Source organism: Streptomyces sp. NPDC102441 (genome assembly GCF_044765585.1).
Lineage (GTDB): Bacteria > Actinomycetota > Actinomycetes > Streptomycetales > Streptomycetaceae > Streptomyces.
On record NZ_JBIWKH010000017.1, the window covers coordinates 147,453 to 165,495 of the forward strand.

An 18,043-nucleotide genomic window follows, 5' to 3' on the forward strand; every position below is an offset into this window, starting at 1 on the left:
GCCCGCGCCGGCCACCCTCCCCCCGCCCCCCGCGGCGGCGGGGGGGGCCGCGGCCGGGGGCGCCCCCCCCCCCCCCCCCGCGCGGGGCCCGCCGGGGGGGGGGGCGCCCCCCCCCCCCCCCCCCCCCCCCACGGCCGATCGTCCGGAAGGAGGGACGTCGATGAGCACGAAGGACTTCGTCGAGAAGGACTACTACAAGGTTCTCGGCGTCCCCAAGGACGCCACGGACGCCGAGGTCAAGAAGGCGTACCGGAAGCTTGCCCGCGAGTACCACCCGGACGCCAACAAGGGTGACGCCAAGGCCGAGGAGCGCTTCAAGGAGATCTCCGAGGCGAACGACGTCCTCGGCGACCCCAAGAAGCGCAAGGAGTACGACGAAGCGCGCGCCCTCTTCGGCAACGGAGGCTTCCGGGCGGGTCCCGGCGGTGCGGGCGGCAACTTCAACTTCGACCTGGGTGACCTCTTCGGGGGCGCCCCGGGCGGTGGCCAGGGCGCCGGCGCCGGAGGTTTCGGCGGAGGCGGTGGTGGCGGTGGCGGCCTGGGCGATGTCTTCGGCGGACTGTTCAACCGCGGTGGTGCGGGCACACGTGTCCAGCCGCGCCGCGGCCAGGACATCGAGTCCGAGGTGACGCTCAGCTTCACCGAGGCGGTCGACGGGGCCACGGTCCCGTTGCGGATGTCCAGCCAGGCTCCCTGCAAGGCGTGTTCGGGCACCGGCGACAAGAACGGCACCCCGAGGGTCTGTCCGACGTGCGTCGGCACCGGCCAGGTGTCGCGCGGTACCGGCGGCGGATTCTCGCTGACCGATCCCTGCGTGGACTGCAAGGGCCGGGGCCTCATCGCCCAGGACCCCTGCGAGGTCTGCAAGGGCAGCGGCCGGGCGAAGTCGGCCCGCACCATGCAGGTGCGGATCCCGGCGGGTGTCTCCCACGGCCAGCGGATCAGGCTGCGCGGCAAGGGCAGTCCGGGCGAGCGCGGCGGTCCGGCCGGCGACCTCTATGTCGTCGTCCATGTCGACGCCCACCCGGTCTTCGGCCGCAAGGGCGACAATCTCACCGTCACCGTGCCCGTCACCTTCCCGGAGGCGGCGCTCGGCGGCGAGGTGAAGGTCCCCACGCTCGGCGGCCCTCCCGTCACCCTCAAACTCCCGGCCGGTACGCCCAACGGACGTACGATGCGGGCCCGGGGCAAGGGTGCCGTACGCAAGGACGGCACCCGGGGCGACCTCCTGGTCACCGTCGAGGTCTCCGTACCCACGGACCTCGGCGCGGACGCTCAGGACGCGCTGGAGGCCTACCGGAAGGCGACCGCGGGGGAGGACCCGCGGGCGGAGCTGTTCCAGGCTGCGAAGGGAGCTTGAGATGGACGGCCGTCGACGCAATCCGTACCAGCTGACCGAGGAATCACCGGTCTACGTGATCTCGATCGCGGCCCAGCTCTCGGGCCTGCACCCGCAGACACTGCGCCAGTACGACCGCCTCGGCCTGGTCTCGCCCGACCGCACGGCCGGGCGCGGCCGGCGCTACTCGGCACGCGACATCGAACTGCTCCGCACCGTGCAGCAGTTGTCGCAGGACGAGGGCATCAACCTCGCCGGCATCAAGCGCATCATCGAGCTGGAGAACCAGGTCGCCGCGCTCCAGCAGCGCGTCGCCGAGCTCTCGGCGTCCGTGGACGGCGCAGCGGTGGCCATGCAGCAGCGCGAGGCCCAGGTGCACGCCTCCTACCGTCGTGATCTCGTTCCGTACCAGGATGTGCAGCAGACCAGCGCACTGGTGGTCTGGCGGCCCAAACGGCCGAAGGACTGAGCCGGCCGCGAAGGGCCCGCCCCTGAGTCTCACGACTCGGCGGCGGGCCCTTCGCGTGTGGCCGCGGCGGTCTCCACGATGCCGGACCGCACGATCAGGACGCCCAGATGGGTCCGGCTGGTGGCGCCCAGCGCCTGCATGAGCCTGGCGATGTGGGAGCGGCAGGTGCGGACGCTGATGCCCAGTCTGCGGGCGACCACGTCGTCGACGTGGCCCTCGCTGAGGAGCCGGGCGATGCTCTGCTGGACGGCCGTGACCTGGGCGCCCGGGGTGGGCGCGGGCAGGTGCTGCGTGATGGGCGTGGCCTGGGCCCAGAGGACCTCGTAGACCTGGATGAGATAGGAGACCAGGGCGGGGTGCCGTATCCGGAGGGCCGACCGGCGGTCCGGAGCCGCGGGGATGAACGCGACGGCACGGTCGAAGATGATCAGACGTTCCACGGTCTGCTCGGTGGTACGCACCTGGAGGTCCTCGGGGGAGATCTGGTCCAGGTAGTCCCTGACGGTGGTGCTGTAGCGCGCAGGGTGCTGGTAGATGTGCCGTAGCCGTGCTCCGCGTCCGATGGCGGTCCTGGCGTTGGTGATTCCCCGCTGCATGCCCTGCCGGGGGCGGTCGCTGCCCGGCTGCGCGGTGAGGACCTGTTCCGTGACGGAGGCGCTCTCCTCGTAGAGGGCCGCCTCGATCGCCGGCTTCCCTTCCAGCACGGTTATCGCCAGGTCGGGGTCCGCGCTGGCGACGGCGGTCAGGGGCGTCAGTGTCCGGCTGAGCGCGGCGGCGAGCTGTACTCGCTCGTCCAGCTCGCGGGTGATCGGCTGGAGCATGCTGGCCAGGGCGGCGGACGGGGGGACGGGGCGCATCCACGCGGTGTCGCCCGGTTCGGCGTGGACGAGGCCCATGTCGAGCAGACAGGGGGCGGCCACGAGTTCGGTGCGGGCGATGCGCCCCGCGACGACTGCTTCCCCGTACAGGCGGAGGCCGACGGCGCACAGTTCTCTCGGGCCGTGCGAATGCGCCGGGTTTGCCTCATCAGTAGTGATTTGACGACCCCTCACTTCGTGCACTGCAACAAGATGACCGTGGCGCATACGTGGCTGCGGGGAGAGTGTTGAGCTGTCGGTCAGGACTCCTGGTCCAGGATCCCTGACCGTGCGATCAGATAGCCCAGCTGGGCGCGGCTCGAGCTGCCGAGGGTGGCGGACAGTTTCGCGACGTGCGCCCGGCAGGTGCGGACGTTCATGCCGAGACGGCGGGCGATCGAGTCGTCCACGTGGCCTTCGACGAGGAGTTGCGCTATGGAACGCTGAACGCCGCTGATGCCCTTGGTCGGCGGGTCGTACCGGACCTCTCCGAGCAGGGGGGAGGCCCGGCTCCACAGCTGCTCGAAGACCTTCACCAGGTAGTTGACGAGCCCTGGGTGACGGAGTTCGAGGGCGACCTGGTCGTCGTTCTGGGCGGGTATGAAGGCCACGGTCCGGTCGAAGACGAGGAGGCGCTCGATGAGTTCCTCCAGGGTGCGGATCTCCACCTTGTCGTTGGCCAGGCGGGCCGCGTAGGCGAGCGTTCCCTGGCTGTGCCGGACGGTGTGCTGGTAGAGCGTGCGCATGCTGACGCCCCGGTCGACCACCGAAAGGGCCCGTTCGAGGCCTTCGCTGAGACGGTCCTCGCCGCGGTCTCCGCCCGGCTGGACGGTGAGTACCTCCGTGCGGCACTCGGCGGTGGCGAGGTCGAGCGCCGCGTTGATCCTGTGGCCGCCCTCCAGCACCGTGATGGCGTGCGTGGTCGGCGGGTCCTGGGCGCTGATGTCCATGAACGGTTCGAAGGATTCGGCCAGCTCGACGGAGCGTCGCCGGCGTTCCTTGATCTCCCGCTCGATGGGGTGCAGGCGCTGGGCCAGCGCGGCGGACGGAGGGACGGGCCTGAGCCAGGCCGTGTCGTCCGGATCGGGGTGCAGGAGCGCGAAGTCCATCAGGCAGGGGGCGGGGCCGACTTCCGTGCGGGATATCCGCCCGGAACGAAGAGCGCTGGCGTAGAGACGTCTTCCCTCGTCGCACAACTCGGTGACTCCGTGAGGATGTGTCCCTATTGCGTCGCTTGTAGCCATATCTCCACCCCCCAGGTTCCTGAACATGCAGGAACATGATGCATCGTCCTGGTGGCGCTGTGTGGCCCGGGTGAGACATCGTCGTGGATGCGGGGGAGAGGAATCCACAAGTGAGGACGAAGCCGACTATGGATAAGCGAAAGCTTCGCTCAGTGCTTGCCGCCGCTTTCGTCGCGGCCCTGGGCTTCGGCGTGGCGGGTGGCCTGGCCGGCAGCGCATCCGGGCCCGGTGAGATCAGCTGGTCGGAGCAGGCGGCAGCGGGGCCGGGGGAGATCAGCTGGGGCATGCCTGCTGCTGCGCCCGGTGAGATCAGCTGGTCCGTGCAGGCGGCAGCCGCGCCCGGTGAGATCAGCTGGGGCATGCCTGCGGCAGCGCCGGGTGAGATCAGCTGGAGTGCGCCGACGGGCGCAGCGGAAGCATGACCACTCCACCGGACGACCGCACCTTCCGGCGGGAGATGGCCACGGCCTATCGCTCAGGGTGGCATTTCATCGATCTGCTCACGGCACTTACCCGCCAGGGCGATTCGTTGATGGTCACCCTGTTCGGAGAGCCGATTGTCGTCGTGATGGAAACGGATGACGATATCCGCGCCTATCGCTGTCTTCGGCGGCCGCGCGGAGCGCCGCAACCGGTTCGCTGTGCCGTGAGGTACGGCATGATTTTCGTCAATCTAGATCAGCGTGACCACGAACTGTTCGAACAAGAAGCCATTTCCGCCACCCCCCGCAGTGCCTGAACGATTCCCCCGTCGTTCCATATCGTTCCGGCACTTCCCCCACACAACGGCGCCATCGTGACCTGAACACGATGGCGCCGTTGTGCTGCCCGGAAACTGCTCGAATTGCTCAGCCCTTTCCGGAGGCCTTGTTCCCGAGAGCCCTGTCGACGGCGATCTCGATGACGATCCGCTCGGGGTTGGGCCGCGGCGTGCGTCCGTAGCGCTCCGCGTAGCGGCGTTCCGCGTCCTGGACCTCGCCGGGCCCCGTACGGACCACCGCCCGGCCCTCCAGGGTCGCCCAGCGCCGCCCCTCCATCTGGCAGACCGCGACCCGTGCCCCCTCGGGCCCCGCCGCCAGGACATGGGCGGCCTTTCTGGTGTTCCGGCCGGTGATGATGCGGGCGAGCCGTGTCTCCGGGTCGTACGTCACCCCCACGGGCACCACATGCGGTGTGCCGTCGGGGCGGAGCGTGGTCAGGGTGCACACATGGCGCTCCCGCCAGAAGGCGAGGTACTCGGTGCCGGGGTTGCGTACGTCAGGCATGGGGTCAGCCTAGAGAGGGAGGATCCGGGCGGGCCGTGAGGCGTCGCATCGGCCTTGAGTGGAATAGACTCAACTTTGTACCCGTTGTTCGAGTCATGGTTCCGTGAAGTACCCCGTACGAGGAGGAGACAGCGCCCGTGGACGCCGAGCTGACCAACAAGAGCCGGGACGCCCTCAACGCGGCCACCAGCAGGGCCGTCAAGGACGGTCATCCCGATCTGACCCCCGGGCATCTGCTGCTTGCGCTGCTCGCGGGCGAGGACAACGCGAACATCACCGACCTGCTGGCCACCGTCGAGGCCGACCAGGTCGCCGTCCGCGAGGAGACCGAGCGGCTCCTGGGCGCGCTGCCCAGCGTGACCGGATCGACCGTCGCCCCGCCGCAGCCGAGCCGCGATCTGCTCGCCGTCATCGCCGACGCGGACCAGCGGGCCAAGGAGCTCGGCGACGACTATCTCTCCACCGAGCATCTGCTGATCGCCCTCGCGGCGAAGGGCGGCCGTGCCGGTGAGATCCTCGACGGGCAGGGAGCCAGTGCGCAGAAGCTCCTGGACGCATTCGAGAAGAGCAGGGGAGGGCGCCGGGTGACCACTCCCGACCCCGAAGGCCAGTACAAGGCGCTGGAGAAGTTCGGCACCGACTTCACGGCCGCCGCCCGCGAGGGCAAGCTCGACCCGGTCATCGGCCGTGACCAGGAGATCCGCCGCGTCGTGCAGGTGCTGTCGCGCCGCACGAAGAACAACCCCGTGCTCATCGGCGAGCCCGGTGTCGGCAAGACGGCCGTCGTCGAGGGCCTCGCTCAGCGCATCGTCAAGGGCGACGTCCCCGAGTCCCTGCGGAACAAGCGGCTCGTCTCCCTGGACCTCGGAGCGATGGTCGCGGGCGCCAAGTACCGCGGCGAGTTCGAGGAGCGCCTCAAGACCGTCCTCTCCGAGATCAAGGAGAGCGACGGGCAGATCGTCACCTTCATCGACGAGCTGCACACCGTCGTCGGCGCGGGCGCCGGCGGCGACTCCGCGATGGACGCGGGCAACATGCTGAAGCCGATGCTCGCCCGTGGTGAGCTCCGCATGGTCGGCGCCACCACGCTGGACGAGTACCGCGAGCGCATCGAGAAGGACCCCGCCCTGGAGCGCCGCTTCCAGCAGGTCATGGTCGCCGAGCCGTCCGTCGAGGACACCATCGCCATCCTGCGGGGGCTCAAGGGCCGCTACGAGGCACACCACAAGGTCCAGATCGCCGACTCCTCGCTGGTGGCGGCAGCGACGCTCTCCGACCGCTACATCACCTCCCGGTTCCTCCCCGACAAGGCCATCGACCTCGTCGACGAGGCGGCCTCCCGGCTCCGTATGGAGATCGACTCCTCGCCCGTGGAGATCGACGAGCTCCAGCGGTCCGTCGACCGGCTGCACATGGAGGAGCTGGCGCTCAAGAACGAGAGCGACGCCGGCTCCAAGCAGCGGCTGGAGAAGATCCGCCGCGACCTCGCCGACAAGGAGGAGGAGCTGCGCGGTCTCACCGCCCGCTGGGAGAAGGAGAAGCAGGGCCTGAACCGCGTCGGTGAGCTCAAGGAGCGCCTCGACGAGCTGCGCGGCCAGGCCGAGCGCGCCCAGCGCGACGGCGACTTCGACACCGCCTCCAAGCTGCTCTACGGGGAGATCCCCGGTCTGGAGCGGGAGCTGGCCGAGGCGGACGAGGCCGAGCAGGAGGCCGCCCAGGACAAGGACACCATGGTCAAGGAGGAGGTCGGCCCGGACGACATCGCCGACGTCGTCGGCGCCTGGACCGGCATTCCGGCCGGACGCCTCCTGGAGGGTGAGACGCAGAAGCTGCTGCGGATGGAGTCCGAGCTGGGCAGGCGGCTGGTAGGCCAGACCGAGGCCGTGCGCTCCGTGTCGGACGCCGTACGCCGCACGCGCGCGGGGATCGCCGACCCCGACCGGCCCACCGGCTCGTTCCTCTTCCTCGGCCCGACCGGGGTCGGCAAGACGGAGCTGGCCAAGGCGCTCGCGGACTTCCTGTTCGACGACGAGCGGGCCATGATCCGCGTCGACATGAGCGAGTACGGCGAGAAGCACAGCGTCGCCCGGCTCGTCGGGGCCCCGCCCGGCTACGTCGGTTACGAGGAGGGCGGTCAGCTCACCGAGGCGGTCCGCCGGCGCCCGTACAGCGTCGTGCTGCTGGACGAGGTCGAGAAGGCCCACCCCGAGGTCTTCGACATCCTGCTCCAGGTGCTCGACGACGGCCGGCTCACCGACGGGCAGGGCAGGACGGTGGACTTCCGCAACACCATCCTGATCCTCACGTCGAACCTGGGCAGCCAGTTCCTGGTCGATCCCCTCACCGGGCCCGAGGTGAAGAAGGACCGGGTCATGGACGTCGTCCGGGCCTCGTTCAAGCCGGAGTTCCTCAACCGGCTCGACGACCTGGTCGTCTTCTCCGCCCTGTCCGGTGACGAGCTGGCGCACATCGCGGGGCTCCAGGTGGAGCGTCTCGCCGGCCGGCTGGCCGACCGGCGGATCCACCTCGACGTCACCCCGGAGGCGCTGGCCTGGCTGGCGGAGGAGGGCAACGACCCGGCGTACGGCGCCCGGCCGCTGCGCCGGCTCATCCAGACAGCGATCGGTGACCGGCTCGCGAAGGAGATCCTCGCCGGCGAGGTCAAGGACGGCGACACGGTCCGGGTGGACCGGACCGGTGACGGACTGACCGTGGGGACCGCCGGGCCGGCCAAGACCCTGTAGGCGTGACCTGTGTCCCCGGCCGGAGTGCCTCGTGTCCCGGCCGGGGACACACCTGTGTGCGGCTTCGGCCGCATTGATGCGTGCATGCGACATGGATCATCGGCGGGACCGCCTGCGAAATTGAGCCGAAAATTTCCTGTTCGTGGCCGAATGGCGGACGCAATACGGCCCGGACCCCCGGTTTTGTGCCGGGGTGGTACATATCCGCATCCTCGGGCGAAGTACATGCGGCGGCCGTGCGTGTGATCGAGTCCCGCGTAATATGCGGGACGCTCCGGGCCCTTTCTGTTGACACGGAGGTGGTCGGCCGGAATTCGGAAACCGGTAAGGTACGCGCATGACGGAGCGGATACCTGGTGAGAAGAGTGCGGAACCGAGGGACTGCAAAAGTGACAGTCTCATTCGCCTGAGCGAATTCCGTACGCTGTGGGCGGCTTTTGCCCAGTCGGTGCTGGGCGACCAGCTGGCGCGGGTGGCGCTGTCGCTCCTGGTGTTCGAACGCACGGAGTCGGCCGGCTGGACCGCGGCCACCTACGCCCTGACGACGCTGCCCGCCCTGCTGTCGGGCGTACTCCTCTCCGGTCTCGCCGACCGGTTCCCCCGGCGCACGGTCATGATCGCGTGCGACCTGGTACGCGCCGTACTCGTCGGACTGATGGCCCTTCCAGGTACGCCCCTGCCGCTGCTGGCCGCGCTCCTGGTGCTGGCCCAGCTCGCCGAGGCGCCGTTCGGGGCGTCGCAGGGCGCCCTGATGCCCACCGTTCTGGGCGATCGCCTGTACGAGCGCGGGCAGCGGGTCATGCTGATCACCCACCAGGCCGGACAGCTGGTCGGCTTCGCCGCCGGCGGGGTGCTCGTCGTGTGGCTGGGCAGCCATGTCTCCCTGGGGCTGAACGCTGTGACGTTCCTGGTCTCCGCGGCCCTGATCAGGCTGGGTGTGAAGGCGAGGCCGGTGGACAAGGACGCCGACGCTCCGCCGAAGCGGATGCACACCCAGGTGAGGAAAGCGGTGGCCCTGATCTGGTCGGACTCCCGGCTGCGGTCGCTGATCGCGCTCGGCTGGCTGGCGGGGTTCATCATGCTCCCCGAGGGCCTGGCCGCCCCCTTCGCCGAGGAGGCCGGCGCGAGCGCCGCGGCGGTGGGGCTCCTGCTCGCGGCGCATCCCACCGGAATGGTCCTGGGCGCGGCCTTCCTGGGCCGTGCCGGCTTCGACGCGGACCGGCGCCGCCGGCTGCTCGGGCCGCTGGCGGTGGGCGCGAACCTTCCGCTGGTCGTCTACTGGGCGGGCCCGGGCGTGGGGGTGGCCCTGCTGGTGCTGCTGGTCTCGGGCGTCTGTTCCGCGTACCAGATCACCGCGGGGGCGACCTTCGTGCTGCTCACCCCGGCCGACCAGCGTGGCCAGGCACTGGGACTGGCCAGGTCGGGCCTCACCGCGATGCAGGGGATCGGCGTCGCGGCGGGCGGCCTGGCCGCGGAGCTGTCAGGGTCCTCGGCGCGGACGATCGGAGGGGCGGGGCTCGTCGGCACGCTCTGCGCTGTCCTGATCGCGGTTTCCTGGGCGCGAGCCAGGGGAACGAGCGCGGGGACGATTCCCCTGAGCGCATAGGACTACCCGCCGCGATCGCGGCTAGGGTCGAAGCCAGGAAACCACGTGCGATCCACAGGAGTACCCAGCGATGTCTATCGACCCGTCCTCGATCCCTAACTTCGGGGGCCAGCCCGAACCGCAGACGTCAGGCCCCGAGGGCCCCGTGGTCCCCGACCAGGACCTCGTCAAGCAGCTTCTCGAGCAGATGGAGCTGAAGTTCGTCGTCGACGACGAGGGCGACCTCGCCGCGCCGTGGGAAGACTTCCGGACGTACTTCATGTTCCGCGGCGAGGAGGAGCAGCAGGTCTTCTCGGTCCGGACCTTCTACGACCGCCCCCACGCCCTGGACCAGCGGCCCGTTCTGCTCGACGCGATCGACGACTGGAACCGCCGCACCCTGTGGCCCAAGGTCTACACGCACGCCCATGAGGGCGAGGAGGGCACCGCGGGCTCCGTGCGACTGGTCGGTGAGGCACAGATGCTCATCGGCACCGGTGTCAACCTGGAGCACTTCGTCTCCTCGACGGTCAGCTGGGTGCGGGCCTCGATCGAGTTCGACAAGTGGCTCGTGGAGCGTCTGGGCCTGGAGCCCGCCGAGAAGAGCGACGAGGGCGAGGAGCCCACGGAGGCCTGAACCGGCGAGCCGGCGACAGGGAGGCCCGGGACTTGGCGCGGCCGGTGCGGCCGGCGCCCCGTCCCGGGCCTCTGCCGTCGGCTCAGGCCGCCCGGAGGCCCTTCAGCCGGGCGACCGCCTCGGTGAGTACGTCCGTGCGTTTGCAGAACGCGAAGCGCACGAAGGGCGCGCCCTGCTCGCGATGGTCGTAGAAGACCGCGTTCGGCACGGCCACGACCCCGCAGCGCTCGGGGAGCGCCCGGCAGAAGGCGAAGCCGTCGTTCCCGTCGCCGAGCGGACGGATGTCGGTGGTGACGAAGTACGTCCCGGCGGGCTTGTAGACGTCGAAGCCCGCTTCTGCGAGGCCGGCGCCGAGCAGGTCGCGCTTGGCGCGCAGGTCCGCGCGGAACCCCTCGAAATAGCTGTCGGGCAGCCTCAGGGCCTCGGCGACGGCGTACTGGAACGGGCCGCCGGAAACATACGTCAGGAACTGCTTGGCGGAGCGGACCGCGGTGACCAGCTCGGGGCTCGCGGTGATCCAGCCGATCTTCCAGCCCGTCAGCGAGAACGTCTTGCCGGCGCTGCTGATGCTGACCGTGCGCTCCCGCATGCCGGGGAAGGACGCGAGGGGGATGTGCCGGCCCTCGAAGACGAGATGCTCGTAGACCTCGTCGGTGACGACCAGGAGGTCCCGCTCGCACGCGAGCTCGGCGACCGCCGCCAGCTCGTCCCGGTTCAGGACGGTGCCCGTCGGGTTGTGCGGGGTGTTGAGCAGGATCAGCCGGGTGCGGGGCGTGACGGCCGCGCGCAACTCGTCGAGGTCGAGCCGGAAGGCCCCCTCGTGGGGCCGCAGCGTGACGGGGACACGGGTACCGCCGGCCATGGCGATGCAGGCGGCGTACGAGTCGTAGTACGGCTCCAGGGCGATGACCTCGTCGCCGGGCTCCAGGAGGGCCAGCAGGGAGGCGGCGACCGCCTCCGTGGCGCCCGTGGTGACCAGGACCTCGGCATCGGGGTCGTACTCCAGTCCGTAGTGCCTCAGCTGGTGCTCCGCGACCGCGGAGCGCAGCTCGGGGATGCCGGGGCCCGGTGGGTACTGGTTGCCGTGGCCGGCGCGCAGGGCACGGACCGCGGCCTCGCGGATCTCCTCGGGGCCGTCGGTGTCGGGGAATCCCTGGCCGAGGTTGATCGATCCGGTCTGTACGGCCAGCGCCGACATCTCCGCGAAGATCGTCGTGCCGAACTCGGTGAGGCGGCGGTTGAGCAGCGGTCGTCCCTGTGTCATGGGCGCCATCCTGTGCCGAAGCTCTGGAGTTGCTCAAGTCTGCTTTGACCCCGGCGGGGCGCGGGAATCCCATGGTCAGACAAGAAGCGGGGACCTCGCTTCGGGGGAGAAGAAGGATGTGAGGTCGGTGGGATCGTTCGTTTTCATCGTGTTCGTGGTGCTCGTGGTGGTGGGGCTGGCCGCCCTCGCCTCGGGTTCGGGCGGCAGGAGGAAGCCGATGGCGGGGCGCAGCGGACGCCGTGGCTCCGGCAACGGCGGGAGCGGCTCCGAGGCGGGCAGCTGGTGGGCCGGGGACAGCGGCGGTGGTGACTCCGGTGGGCATTCCTGCGGGGGCGGCGGGCACTCCTGCGGGGGTGGCGGCGGCTGCGGGGGTGGCGGCGGCGGCAACTGAGACGGGCCCACCCGTCCCGTACGGGGGGCGGGGCGGGTGGGCCTGAGGTGTCCGGTGGGGGTGAACTCCCTCCGGACACCTTTCGGTTGGGGGGCACCGGGAACAGTTGAACCGTCCTGCCCCCTGAGGGATGGAAACCACGGCAAGTTGGGTAAAAACGCTGTGAGCGCGACGTACTTCGTGATTGCATCGTTGTAGAGAACATTCAGCCCCCGGACACCAGTTGGGCGGATCCCAATCGGGCCGGATCGGGCTCCCCTCCCCCACGTGCGCCGCACGGGGGTGCCTCCTGTCCATGTGTCCCTGTGTGTTTTGCGGAGCCGATCCATGCTCACAACCCTGCAGACCTCCTATTCCGATACCCGAGCCGCCGATCTGGCATGGACGCTGGGGCGGGAGCCGCTGCCCGCCCTCGCCGTACTCGACCTCGAACTAGACGGCGCAAAGGTGCAGTTGAGGCTGCTCGGCGCCTCTCACCAGGTCCTTCTGGAGGAGGAGCGCCGTACGTGCTCCGAGACGGTCGCCTGTCTGCCGGGGAGCAGCACACCGCTGCCGCTGGGCGTCGCCGAGAGCCTGGGCGACTGGGACTACGAGTTCGCGGCGCGCGTCGAGACCCTCTCGGAGGGCTCGTTCGCGGGCCGCGCGCAGGAGCTGCTCGCGCTGGTGTCCGACCATCCGCACGGGCTGGCGGGGACGTTTCCCGGCAGCCCCTACGCCTTCACCGCGATGCTCGCGCAGCGGACGGAGGGCCAGGTGCGCTGGCGGACCTGGCACGCGTATCCGCAGGAGGGCCAGCTGGTGGTGACGCGGTCGCGGGTGGGGGCGCGGGTGCCGGCGGCGGTCTAGGGCCTCGGGGAGTGCGCGGGCCCGTCCGGGGTGGTGCGTGGCGCGTCCGGCGCGCGTCACTTACACCCGTGTGGGTGACAAGTCGCGACCATCCCGTCACGTAGCGTTCGTTTCATGATCGACCAGCAGATGTCGCTGCGAGGGGGCGCGGCGGAGCTTCCCGTACGAGCGAGGACCGGCAGGTTCCTCGTGCTGGCGGTGGTCTTCATCTGTGCCGCGTGCGGTCTGGTGTACGAGCTGGAACTGGTCGCGCTGGCCTCGTATCTGATCGGTGACTCGGTCACGCAGGCCTCGGTCGTGCTGTCCGTGATGGTGTTCGCGATGGGTATCGGCTCGCTGCTCGCGAAACGTTTACGCGGCCGTGCCGCCGTGGGATTCGGGCTGATCGAGGCGGCGCTCGCTCTCGTCGGCGGCACGTCGGCGCTCATCCTGTACGCCTCCTTCGCCTGGCTGGGGGAGTCGCGCTACGCGCTGGTCGGCTTCTCGCTCGCGATCGGGATCCTGATCGGCGCGGAGATCCCGCTGCTGATGACGTTGATCCAGCGGGTCGACCGGCAGGACGCCGGCGGGGCGGTCGCGGACCTCTTCGCCGCCGACTACGTGGGCGCGCTGGTCGGCGGGCTGGCCTTCCCGTTCCTGCTGCTGCCGATGATGGGCCAGCTGACCGGGGCGCTGTTCACCGGTGCGGTCAACGCGGCGGCGGGCGGGGCGCTGGTGCTGTGGGTGTTCCGGCGCGATCTGGGCACCAGGTCACGCTGGCTGCTGATCCTCGTCAACTGCGCGGTGATCGCCCTGCTGGCCACGGCCTCCGTCATGGTCGACGACTTCGAGCGGGCGGCGCGGCGCGCGGTGTACGGAAACGAGGTGCGGGTCGCCGTGCAGACCGACGAGCAGGAGATCGTCCTCACGGGCTCGCGGCGCGGCTCGCTGGACCTCTATCTGGACGGCCGGCTCCGGGTCAGCTCCCGGGACGAGCACCGCTACCACGAGGCGCTCGTGCACCCCGCGATGAAGGGGGCCCACCGGCGGGTGCTGATCCTGGGCGGCGGCGACGGGCTGGCCGCCCGTGAGGTGCTGCGCTATCCGGATGTCACGTCCGTGGTGGTGGTCGAGATCGATCCGGCCGTCACCCGGTTGGCCCGTACGGACCCGGCACTCTCCCGGCTGAACGGGCACGCATACGACGATCCACGGCTGACGGCGGTCGCCGGGGACGCCTTCATGTGGCTGCGTGCCACGCATGACCGCTACGACGTGGTGATCTCGGACCTTCCCGACCCGGGGATCACAGCGAGTACGAAGCTCTACGCGTCCGAGTTCTACGGGCTGGTCGCCGGGGCGCTGGAGCCCGGCGGCCGGCTGGTGGTGCACGCGGGGCCGACGAGCAGCAGACCGACGACGTTCTGGACGGTGGAGGCGTCGGTCCGTGCGGGCGGCCTCGTGACCCGGGCGTACCGCGTCGACGGGCGCCTCACCGGTTTCGCGGCGGGCCCGGACCGGGCCGCGACGGGCGGGGCGGAAGCGCCGCGGGACTGGGGATTCGTGCTGGCCGCCCACCAGGACACGGGGCGGCTGAGCCTGGACCCGGGGGCGCCTGCCCTGCGGACGCTGGGGGAGCGGGAGCTGCTGGCCGGCCGGCGTTCGGTGGAGCGGTTGCGGCAGCGCGGGGTGCTGCCGTCGACACTGGTCCACCCGCGGTACTGGGAGGAACCCTGAGCAGGGCGGGCCGGTGCGGCCCGGTGTACGGGGTGGAAGCGCTGACGGGACGGCCGGGGCTGAGTAGGCTCGGTCGGTATGGAGCATGAGGTGTTCGTTCCGGTTCCCGTCCCGGCCCTGCGGCGGACGCTGGGTGATCCCGCCCGCGTAGCGCGCTGCGTGCCAGGACTCCAGCAGGATGCCGACGCGTCGGCGGGACCGCTGACGGGCCGGCTGAAATTCCGGGCCGGCGGCCACACGATCACATACCGAGGGGCGCTGACGCTGCGGCCTTCGGCCGGGGGCGACTCCGGGGGTGACTCCTTCTCCGTGACCGGGGAGGGGGCGGAGGCCCGGGGCACGGGCTCGGCGAAGCTGGCACTGACCGTCGGCCTCACGGAGACGGACGGTGGAACGACCATCGGATTCACCGGCACGGTGAGCGGTGACGGCCGCCTGGTGGACCTGGACGCGTCGGCGGCGCTCGCCGCGGCGCACAGGTTGCTGGACCGCTTCACACAGCAGCTGGTGACGGAGACCCTGGCGACGCGGGAGGACGGGGCGGAGTCCGACGCGCCGTCGCCCGAGGCGTCCGGGGATCCGGCGTCGTTGAAGCCGTCGGCCGCCGAGCCGGCCGCCGAGCCGTCCGCCGCGGACAAGGAGTCGGTATTCGATGCGCCCGTGCCGCCGCCGGCGCTCGACCCGTCCGTGGAGCTGGAATTCACCGTGCCGGACGAGCCGCCCGCCGAGGCCGCGCACGCCCGCCGCACCATGATCGGCCGTAGTACGGAGGAGGTCGACCACGCCCCGCCGCGCGGCCGGTACGCCCCCGTGCCCTCCCCCGAGGCGGGCGCCGCGGGCATCACGCTGCGCTGGGCGGCCCCGGCGGCCGCCCTGGCGATCGCCTCGGCCGTGGTGGTGGGCAGGGCGCTTCGGCGCCGGAGGCCGTAGAGAGCCGCCCCGCGCCAGTAGTGTCGGGGGGTGAGCAGAGTTGTGAAGAACGCCCGGCTGACCGCCGGCGACGTCGAATTGACCGTTGACCCCGTGAACGGCTGCCGGATCAGCAGCCTGCGGATCGGGGGCACCGAACTGCTGCGCCAGGGCGAGCGGTACGGCTGTTTCCCCATGGTGCCGTGGTGCGGCCGCACCGAGAACGGCCTGTTCCGTAATGGCGGCGAGCCGCATCAGATGCCGCTCAACTCCCCGCCGCACGCCATCCACGGCACCGGCCGGGACACCTCCTGGAAGCCGGCCCGGCAGGGCGATTCGGAAGCGGCCTTCTTCTACGACCTGGCCGACCCATGGCCGTACGAGGGCCGGGTGACGCAGTCCTTCGAGCTGACCGAGGATTCGCTGACGCTGAGCCTCGGCATCGAGACGTACGGGGACTCCTTCCCGGCGCAGGCCGGGTGGCACCCCTGGTTCCTCCGGAACCTCGGCGGCCAGGACGTGGGGATCGGCTTCGACGCGGCCTGGCAGGAGGAGCGGGGCGACAACCACCTGCCGACCGGCCGCCGGATCGACCCCACCCCCGGCCCCTGGGACGACTGCTTCGGCATGCCCGACGGCGTCGACGTGAAGCTCACCTGGCCCGAGCAGCTGGAGCTGACGGTCAAGAGCCGGGACGAATGGGTGGTGGTCTACGACGAGCAGGCGGAAGCGGTCTGTGTGGAGCCGCAGTCCGGGCCGCCGAACGGACTCAACACGGCCCCCCGGCTGGTCACCCCGATCGAGCCCCTGGAGATCACGTCGACCTGGAGCTGGGTACGGCTCTGACCCTCCGCGGCAGCCTTTACTCTCATTGACATGACTGACGTACGTGCTGAGCTGCTCCAGCAGATCAAGGACAAGGCCGTGGTGCACGGCAAGGTGACCCTCTCCTCGGGTCTGGAAGCCGACTGGTACATCGACCTGCGCCGGATCACGCTGGACGGCAAGGCCGCGCCGCTGGTCGGCCAGGTGATGCTCGATGCCACCGCCGAGTTGGATTATGACTGCGTCGGAGGCCTGACGCTGGGCGCCGACCCGGTGGCCACCTCGATGCTGCACGCCTCGGCGGCGCGCGGGAAGAGGCTGGACGCGTTCGTCGTCCGCAAGGCGCAGAAGGCCCATGGGATGCAGCGCCGTATCGAGGGCACGGACGTCAAGGGCCGTCGCTGCCTCGTCGTCGAGGACACCTCGACCACCGGTGGCTCGCCGCTGACCGCGGTCGAAGCGGTGCGCGAGGCCGGCGGCGAGGTCGTGGCCGTCGCCGTGATCGTGGAGCGCGGCGCCGCTCCGGCGATCGCCGAGGCCGGTCTGCCGTACGTCCACAGCTACTCCGTGGCGGACCTCGACCTGGCCTGACCTGGGGCTTTCTTGGGCTGCTCCCCGTTTCACGTGAAACGGGGAGCAGCTGGCCGATGGGCAGCGTGGAGCCGAAGCGAGAGTCTGGGAAGATAAGGGCGACGATGACGTCGCCCCCAGGTCAGGGACCAAGCACTGCACACCCGCACATCCCAAGGAGCGGACAGATGCCCATCGCAACCCCCGAGGTCTACGCCGAGATGCTCGACCGGGCGAAGGCAGGCAAGTTCGCCTACCCGGCCATCAATGTGACGTCGACCCAGACCTTGCACGCTGCGCTGCGCGGCTTCGCGGAGGCGGAGAGCGACGGCATCGTCCAGATCTCCACCGGTGGTGCCGAATTCCTGGGCGGCCAGTACAACAAGGACATGGTGACGGGCGCCGTAGCCCTGGCCGAGTTCGCGCACATCGTCGCCGCCAAGTACGACATCACGGTCGCACTGCACACCGACCACTGCCCCAAGGACAAGCTGGACGGTTACGTCCGTCCGCTGCTCGACGTCTCCGCGGAGCGCGTCGCCAAGGGTCTCAACCCGCTGTTCCAGTCGCACATGTGGGACGGTTCGGCCGAGACCCTCGCCGACAACCTGGCCATCGGCCAGGAGCTGCTGGCCAAGGCCGCCGCCGCCAAGATCATCCTTGAGGTCGAGATCACCCCGACCGGTGGCGAGGAGGACGGCGTCACGCACGAGATCAACGACGAGCTGTACACCACCGTCGACGACGCGCTGCGTACGGCCGAGGCGCTCGGCCTGGGCGAGAAGGGCCGCTACCTGCTGGCAGCGTCCTTCGGTAACGTCCACGGCGTCTACAAGCCGGGCAACGTCGTCCTGCGCCCCGAGCTCCTCAAGGACCTTCAGCAGGGTGTCGCCGCGAAGTACGGCAAGCCGGCCGGCAGCCAGCCGTTCGACTTCGTCTTCCACGGTGGTTCGGGCTCCACGGCCGAGGAGATCGCCACGGCGCTGGAGAACGGCGTCGTGAAGATGAACCTGGACACCGACACCCAGTACGCCTTCACCCGCCCGATCGTGGACCACGTGTTCCGCAACTACGACGGCGTGCTGAAGGTCGATGGCGAGGTCGGCAACAAGAAGGTCTACGACCCGCGCAGCTGGGGCAAGTCGGCCGAGGGGGGCATGGCCAAGCGGGTTACGGAGGCCTGTGCGAACCTGCGGTCCTCGGGTACCAAGCTGAAGTAAGTACGTACGTGCGGGCGGGCCCGGTCTCCCTTCGGGGGGCCGGGCCCGCTCCGTGCTGCGGGGGTGGGGTGGGGTGGGGCGGGGCGGCGGCCGCTGCGCGGGGCTTGTCCCCTACCCGCCCCTTCCCGAAACCGGGGCTCCGCCCCGGACCCCGCTCCTCAA

18 protein-coding genes are annotated in these 18,043 nt (G+C 70.4%); 14 read left to right on the top strand and 4 right to left on the bottom strand.

Annotation, left to right across the window (positions count from 1 at the left end):
• The first annotated feature begins 160 nt into the window (after positions 1-160).
• Both dnaJ and ACIREO_RS32360 read left to right on the top strand, forming a co-directional pair.
• Positions 161-1,360, top strand: coding sequence for a molecular chaperone DnaJ (dnaJ, locus tag ACIREO_RS32355; RefSeq protein ID WP_404116645.1), 1,200 nt, complete (start codon positions 161-163; stop codon positions 1,358-1,360).
• Position 1,361: 1 nt separating this feature from the next.
• Positions 1,362-1,808, top strand: coding sequence for a heat shock protein transcriptional repressor HspR (locus tag ACIREO_RS32360; protein ID WP_404116647.1), 447 nt, complete (start codon positions 1,362-1,364; stop codon positions 1,806-1,808).
• 29 nt (positions 1,809-1,837) lie between these two features.
• Here ACIREO_RS32360 and ACIREO_RS32365 read toward each other — a convergent pair whose 3' ends face one another.
• Together ACIREO_RS32365 and ACIREO_RS32370 are read right to left on the bottom strand one after the other, a co-directional pair.
• Positions 1,838-2,845: a LuxR C-terminal-related transcriptional regulator gene (locus ACIREO_RS32365; RefSeq protein ID WP_404116744.1), complete on the bottom strand. Its 1,008-nt coding sequence runs from the start codon at positions 2,843-2,845 to the stop codon at positions 1,838-1,840.
• Positions 2,846-2,925: 80 nt separating this feature from the next.
• On the bottom strand, positions 2,926-3,936 hold the full coding sequence (locus ACIREO_RS32370; RefSeq protein ID WP_404116649.1) for a helix-turn-helix transcriptional regulator: 1,011 nt from the start codon (positions 3,934-3,936) through the stop codon (positions 2,926-2,928).
• A 125-nt stretch (positions 3,937-4,061) separates the two neighbouring features.
• Here ACIREO_RS32370 and ACIREO_RS32375 point away from each other — a divergent pair, with 125 nt between their 5' ends.
• Positions 4,062-4,331, top strand: a complete 270-nt coding sequence (locus tag ACIREO_RS32375; protein WP_404116651.1) for a hypothetical protein — start codon at positions 4,062-4,064, stop codon at positions 4,329-4,331.
• The gene (locus ACIREO_RS32380; protein ID WP_033296620.1) at positions 4,328-4,648 is read left to right on the top strand and encodes a (2Fe-2S)-binding protein; all 321 of its coding nucleotides are present in this window, start codon (positions 4,328-4,330) and stop codon (positions 4,646-4,648) included. Before ACIREO_RS32375 ends, ACIREO_RS32380 begins: the two co-directional genes overlap by 4 nt.
• Positions 4,649-4,757: 109 nt before the next feature.
• Here ACIREO_RS32380 and ACIREO_RS32385 read toward each other — a convergent pair whose 3' ends face one another.
• Positions 4,758-5,174: a pyridoxamine 5'-phosphate oxidase family protein gene (locus ACIREO_RS32385; RefSeq protein WP_404116653.1), complete on the bottom strand. Its 417-nt coding sequence runs from the start codon at positions 5,172-5,174 to the stop codon at positions 4,758-4,760.
• 137 nt (positions 5,175-5,311) lie between these two features.
• On the opposite strand from ACIREO_RS32385, the gene clpB reads away from it, so the two are divergent.
• From clpB to ACIREO_RS32400, 3 genes are all read left to right on the top strand, one after another.
• Entirely contained in the window at positions 5,312-7,918 is a 2,607-nt protein-coding gene (clpB, locus tag ACIREO_RS32390) for an ATP-dependent chaperone ClpB (RefSeq protein WP_404116655.1), read from the top strand.
• A 337-nt stretch (positions 7,919-8,255) separates the two neighbouring features.
• Positions 8,256-9,524 (top strand): MFS transporter, encoded by a 1,269-nt coding sequence (locus ACIREO_RS32395; protein WP_404116657.1) that lies wholly within the window; start codon positions 8,256-8,258, stop codon positions 9,522-9,524.
• Positions 9,525-9,594: 70 nt separating this feature from the next.
• The gene (locus tag ACIREO_RS32400) at positions 9,595-10,140 is read left to right on the top strand and encodes a YbjN domain-containing protein (protein ID WP_404116659.1); all 546 of its coding nucleotides are present in this window, start codon (positions 9,595-9,597) and stop codon (positions 10,138-10,140) included.
• Positions 10,141-10,222: 82 nt separating this feature from the next.
• Here ACIREO_RS32400 and ACIREO_RS32405 read toward each other — a convergent pair whose 3' ends face one another.
• Entirely contained in the window at positions 10,223-11,404 is a 1,182-nt protein-coding gene (locus tag ACIREO_RS32405; protein WP_404116661.1) for a pyridoxal phosphate-dependent aminotransferase, read from the bottom strand.
• Positions 11,405-11,531: 127 nt separating this feature from the next.
• Here ACIREO_RS32405 and ACIREO_RS32410 point away from each other — a divergent pair, with 127 nt between their 5' ends.
• The 7 genes from ACIREO_RS32410 to fbaA all read left to right on the top strand — a co-directional run bounded on the left by ACIREO_RS32410 (position 11,532) and on the right by fbaA (position 17,881).
• The gene (locus ACIREO_RS32410) at positions 11,532-11,795 is read left to right on the top strand and encodes a hypothetical protein (RefSeq protein ID WP_404116663.1); all 264 of its coding nucleotides are present in this window, start codon (positions 11,532-11,534) and stop codon (positions 11,793-11,795) included.
• A gap of 327 nt (positions 11,796-12,122) precedes the next feature.
• Entirely contained in the window at positions 12,123-12,641 is a 519-nt protein-coding gene (locus ACIREO_RS32415) for a DUF2617 family protein (protein WP_404116665.1), read from the top strand.
• Positions 12,642-12,755: 114 nt separating this feature from the next.
• Positions 12,756-14,357: a polyamine aminopropyltransferase gene (locus tag ACIREO_RS32420; RefSeq protein ID WP_404116667.1), complete on the top strand. Its 1,602-nt coding sequence runs from the start codon at positions 12,756-12,758 to the stop codon at positions 14,355-14,357.
• A 78-nt stretch (positions 14,358-14,435) separates the two neighbouring features.
• Complete coding sequence (locus ACIREO_RS32425) at positions 14,436-15,287, top strand: SRPBCC domain-containing protein (protein ID WP_404116669.1); 852 nt, start codon at positions 14,436-14,438, stop codon at positions 15,285-15,287.
• A 30-nt stretch (positions 15,288-15,317) separates the two neighbouring features.
• Positions 15,318-16,112, top strand: a complete 795-nt coding sequence (locus ACIREO_RS32430; RefSeq protein WP_404116671.1) for an aldose 1-epimerase — start codon at positions 15,318-15,320, stop codon at positions 16,110-16,112.
• A gap of 30 nt (positions 16,113-16,142) precedes the next feature.
• Positions 16,143-16,682: an orotate phosphoribosyltransferase gene (gene pyrE, locus ACIREO_RS32435; protein ID WP_404116673.1), complete on the top strand. Its 540-nt coding sequence runs from the start codon at positions 16,143-16,145 to the stop codon at positions 16,680-16,682.
• 167 nt (positions 16,683-16,849) lie between these two features.
• The gene (fbaA, locus tag ACIREO_RS32440) at positions 16,850-17,881 is read left to right on the top strand and encodes a class II fructose-bisphosphate aldolase (protein WP_387391552.1); all 1,032 of its coding nucleotides are present in this window, start codon (positions 16,850-16,852) and stop codon (positions 17,879-17,881) included.
• The last annotated feature ends 162 nt before the right edge of the window (positions 17,882-18,043 follow it).

Excerpts from the sequence above, each read along its gene's own strand:
- ACIREO_RS32415 (WP_404116665.1), top strand. The coding sequence starts at position 12,123 with ATGCTCACAACCCTGCAGACCTCCTATTCCGATACCCGAGCCGCCGAT.
- ACIREO_RS32360 (WP_404116647.1), top strand. The coding sequence starts at position 1,362 with ATGGACGGCCGTCGACGCAATCCGTACCAGCTGACCGAGGAATCACCG.
- ACIREO_RS32380 (WP_033296620.1), top strand. The coding sequence starts at position 4,328 with ATGACCACTCCACCGGACGACCGCACCTTCCGGCGGGAGATGGCCACG.
- pyrE (WP_404116673.1), top strand. The coding sequence starts at position 16,143 with ATGACTGACGTACGTGCTGAGCTGCTCCAGCAGATCAAGGACAAGGCC.
- ACIREO_RS32395 (WP_404116657.1), top strand. The coding sequence starts at position 8,256 with ATGACGGAGCGGATACCTGGTGAGAAGAGTGCGGAACCGAGGGACTGC.
- ACIREO_RS32420 (WP_404116667.1), top strand. The coding sequence starts at position 12,756 with ATGATCGACCAGCAGATGTCGCTGCGAGGGGGCGCGGCGGAGCTTCCC.
- ACIREO_RS32400 (WP_404116659.1), top strand. The coding sequence starts at position 9,595 with ATGTCTATCGACCCGTCCTCGATCCCTAACTTCGGGGGCCAGCCCGAA.
- ACIREO_RS32370 (WP_404116649.1), bottom strand. The coding sequence starts at position 3,936 with ATGTTCAGGAACCTGGGGGGTGGAGATATGGCTACAAGCGACGCAATA.
- ACIREO_RS32405 (WP_404116661.1), bottom strand. The coding sequence starts at position 11,404 with ATGACACAGGGACGACCGCTGCTCAACCGCCGCCTCACCGAGTTCGGC.
- ACIREO_RS32385 (WP_404116653.1), bottom strand. The coding sequence starts at position 5,174 with ATGCCTGACGTACGCAACCCCGGCACCGAGTACCTCGCCTTCTGGCGG.
- dnaJ (WP_404116645.1), top strand. The coding sequence starts at position 161 with ATGAGCACGAAGGACTTCGTCGAGAAGGACTACTACAAGGTTCTCGGC.
- ACIREO_RS32425 (WP_404116669.1), top strand. The coding sequence starts at position 14,436 with ATGGAGCATGAGGTGTTCGTTCCGGTTCCCGTCCCGGCCCTGCGGCGG.
- fbaA (WP_387391552.1), top strand. The coding sequence starts at position 16,850 with ATGCCCATCGCAACCCCCGAGGTCTACGCCGAGATGCTCGACCGGGCG.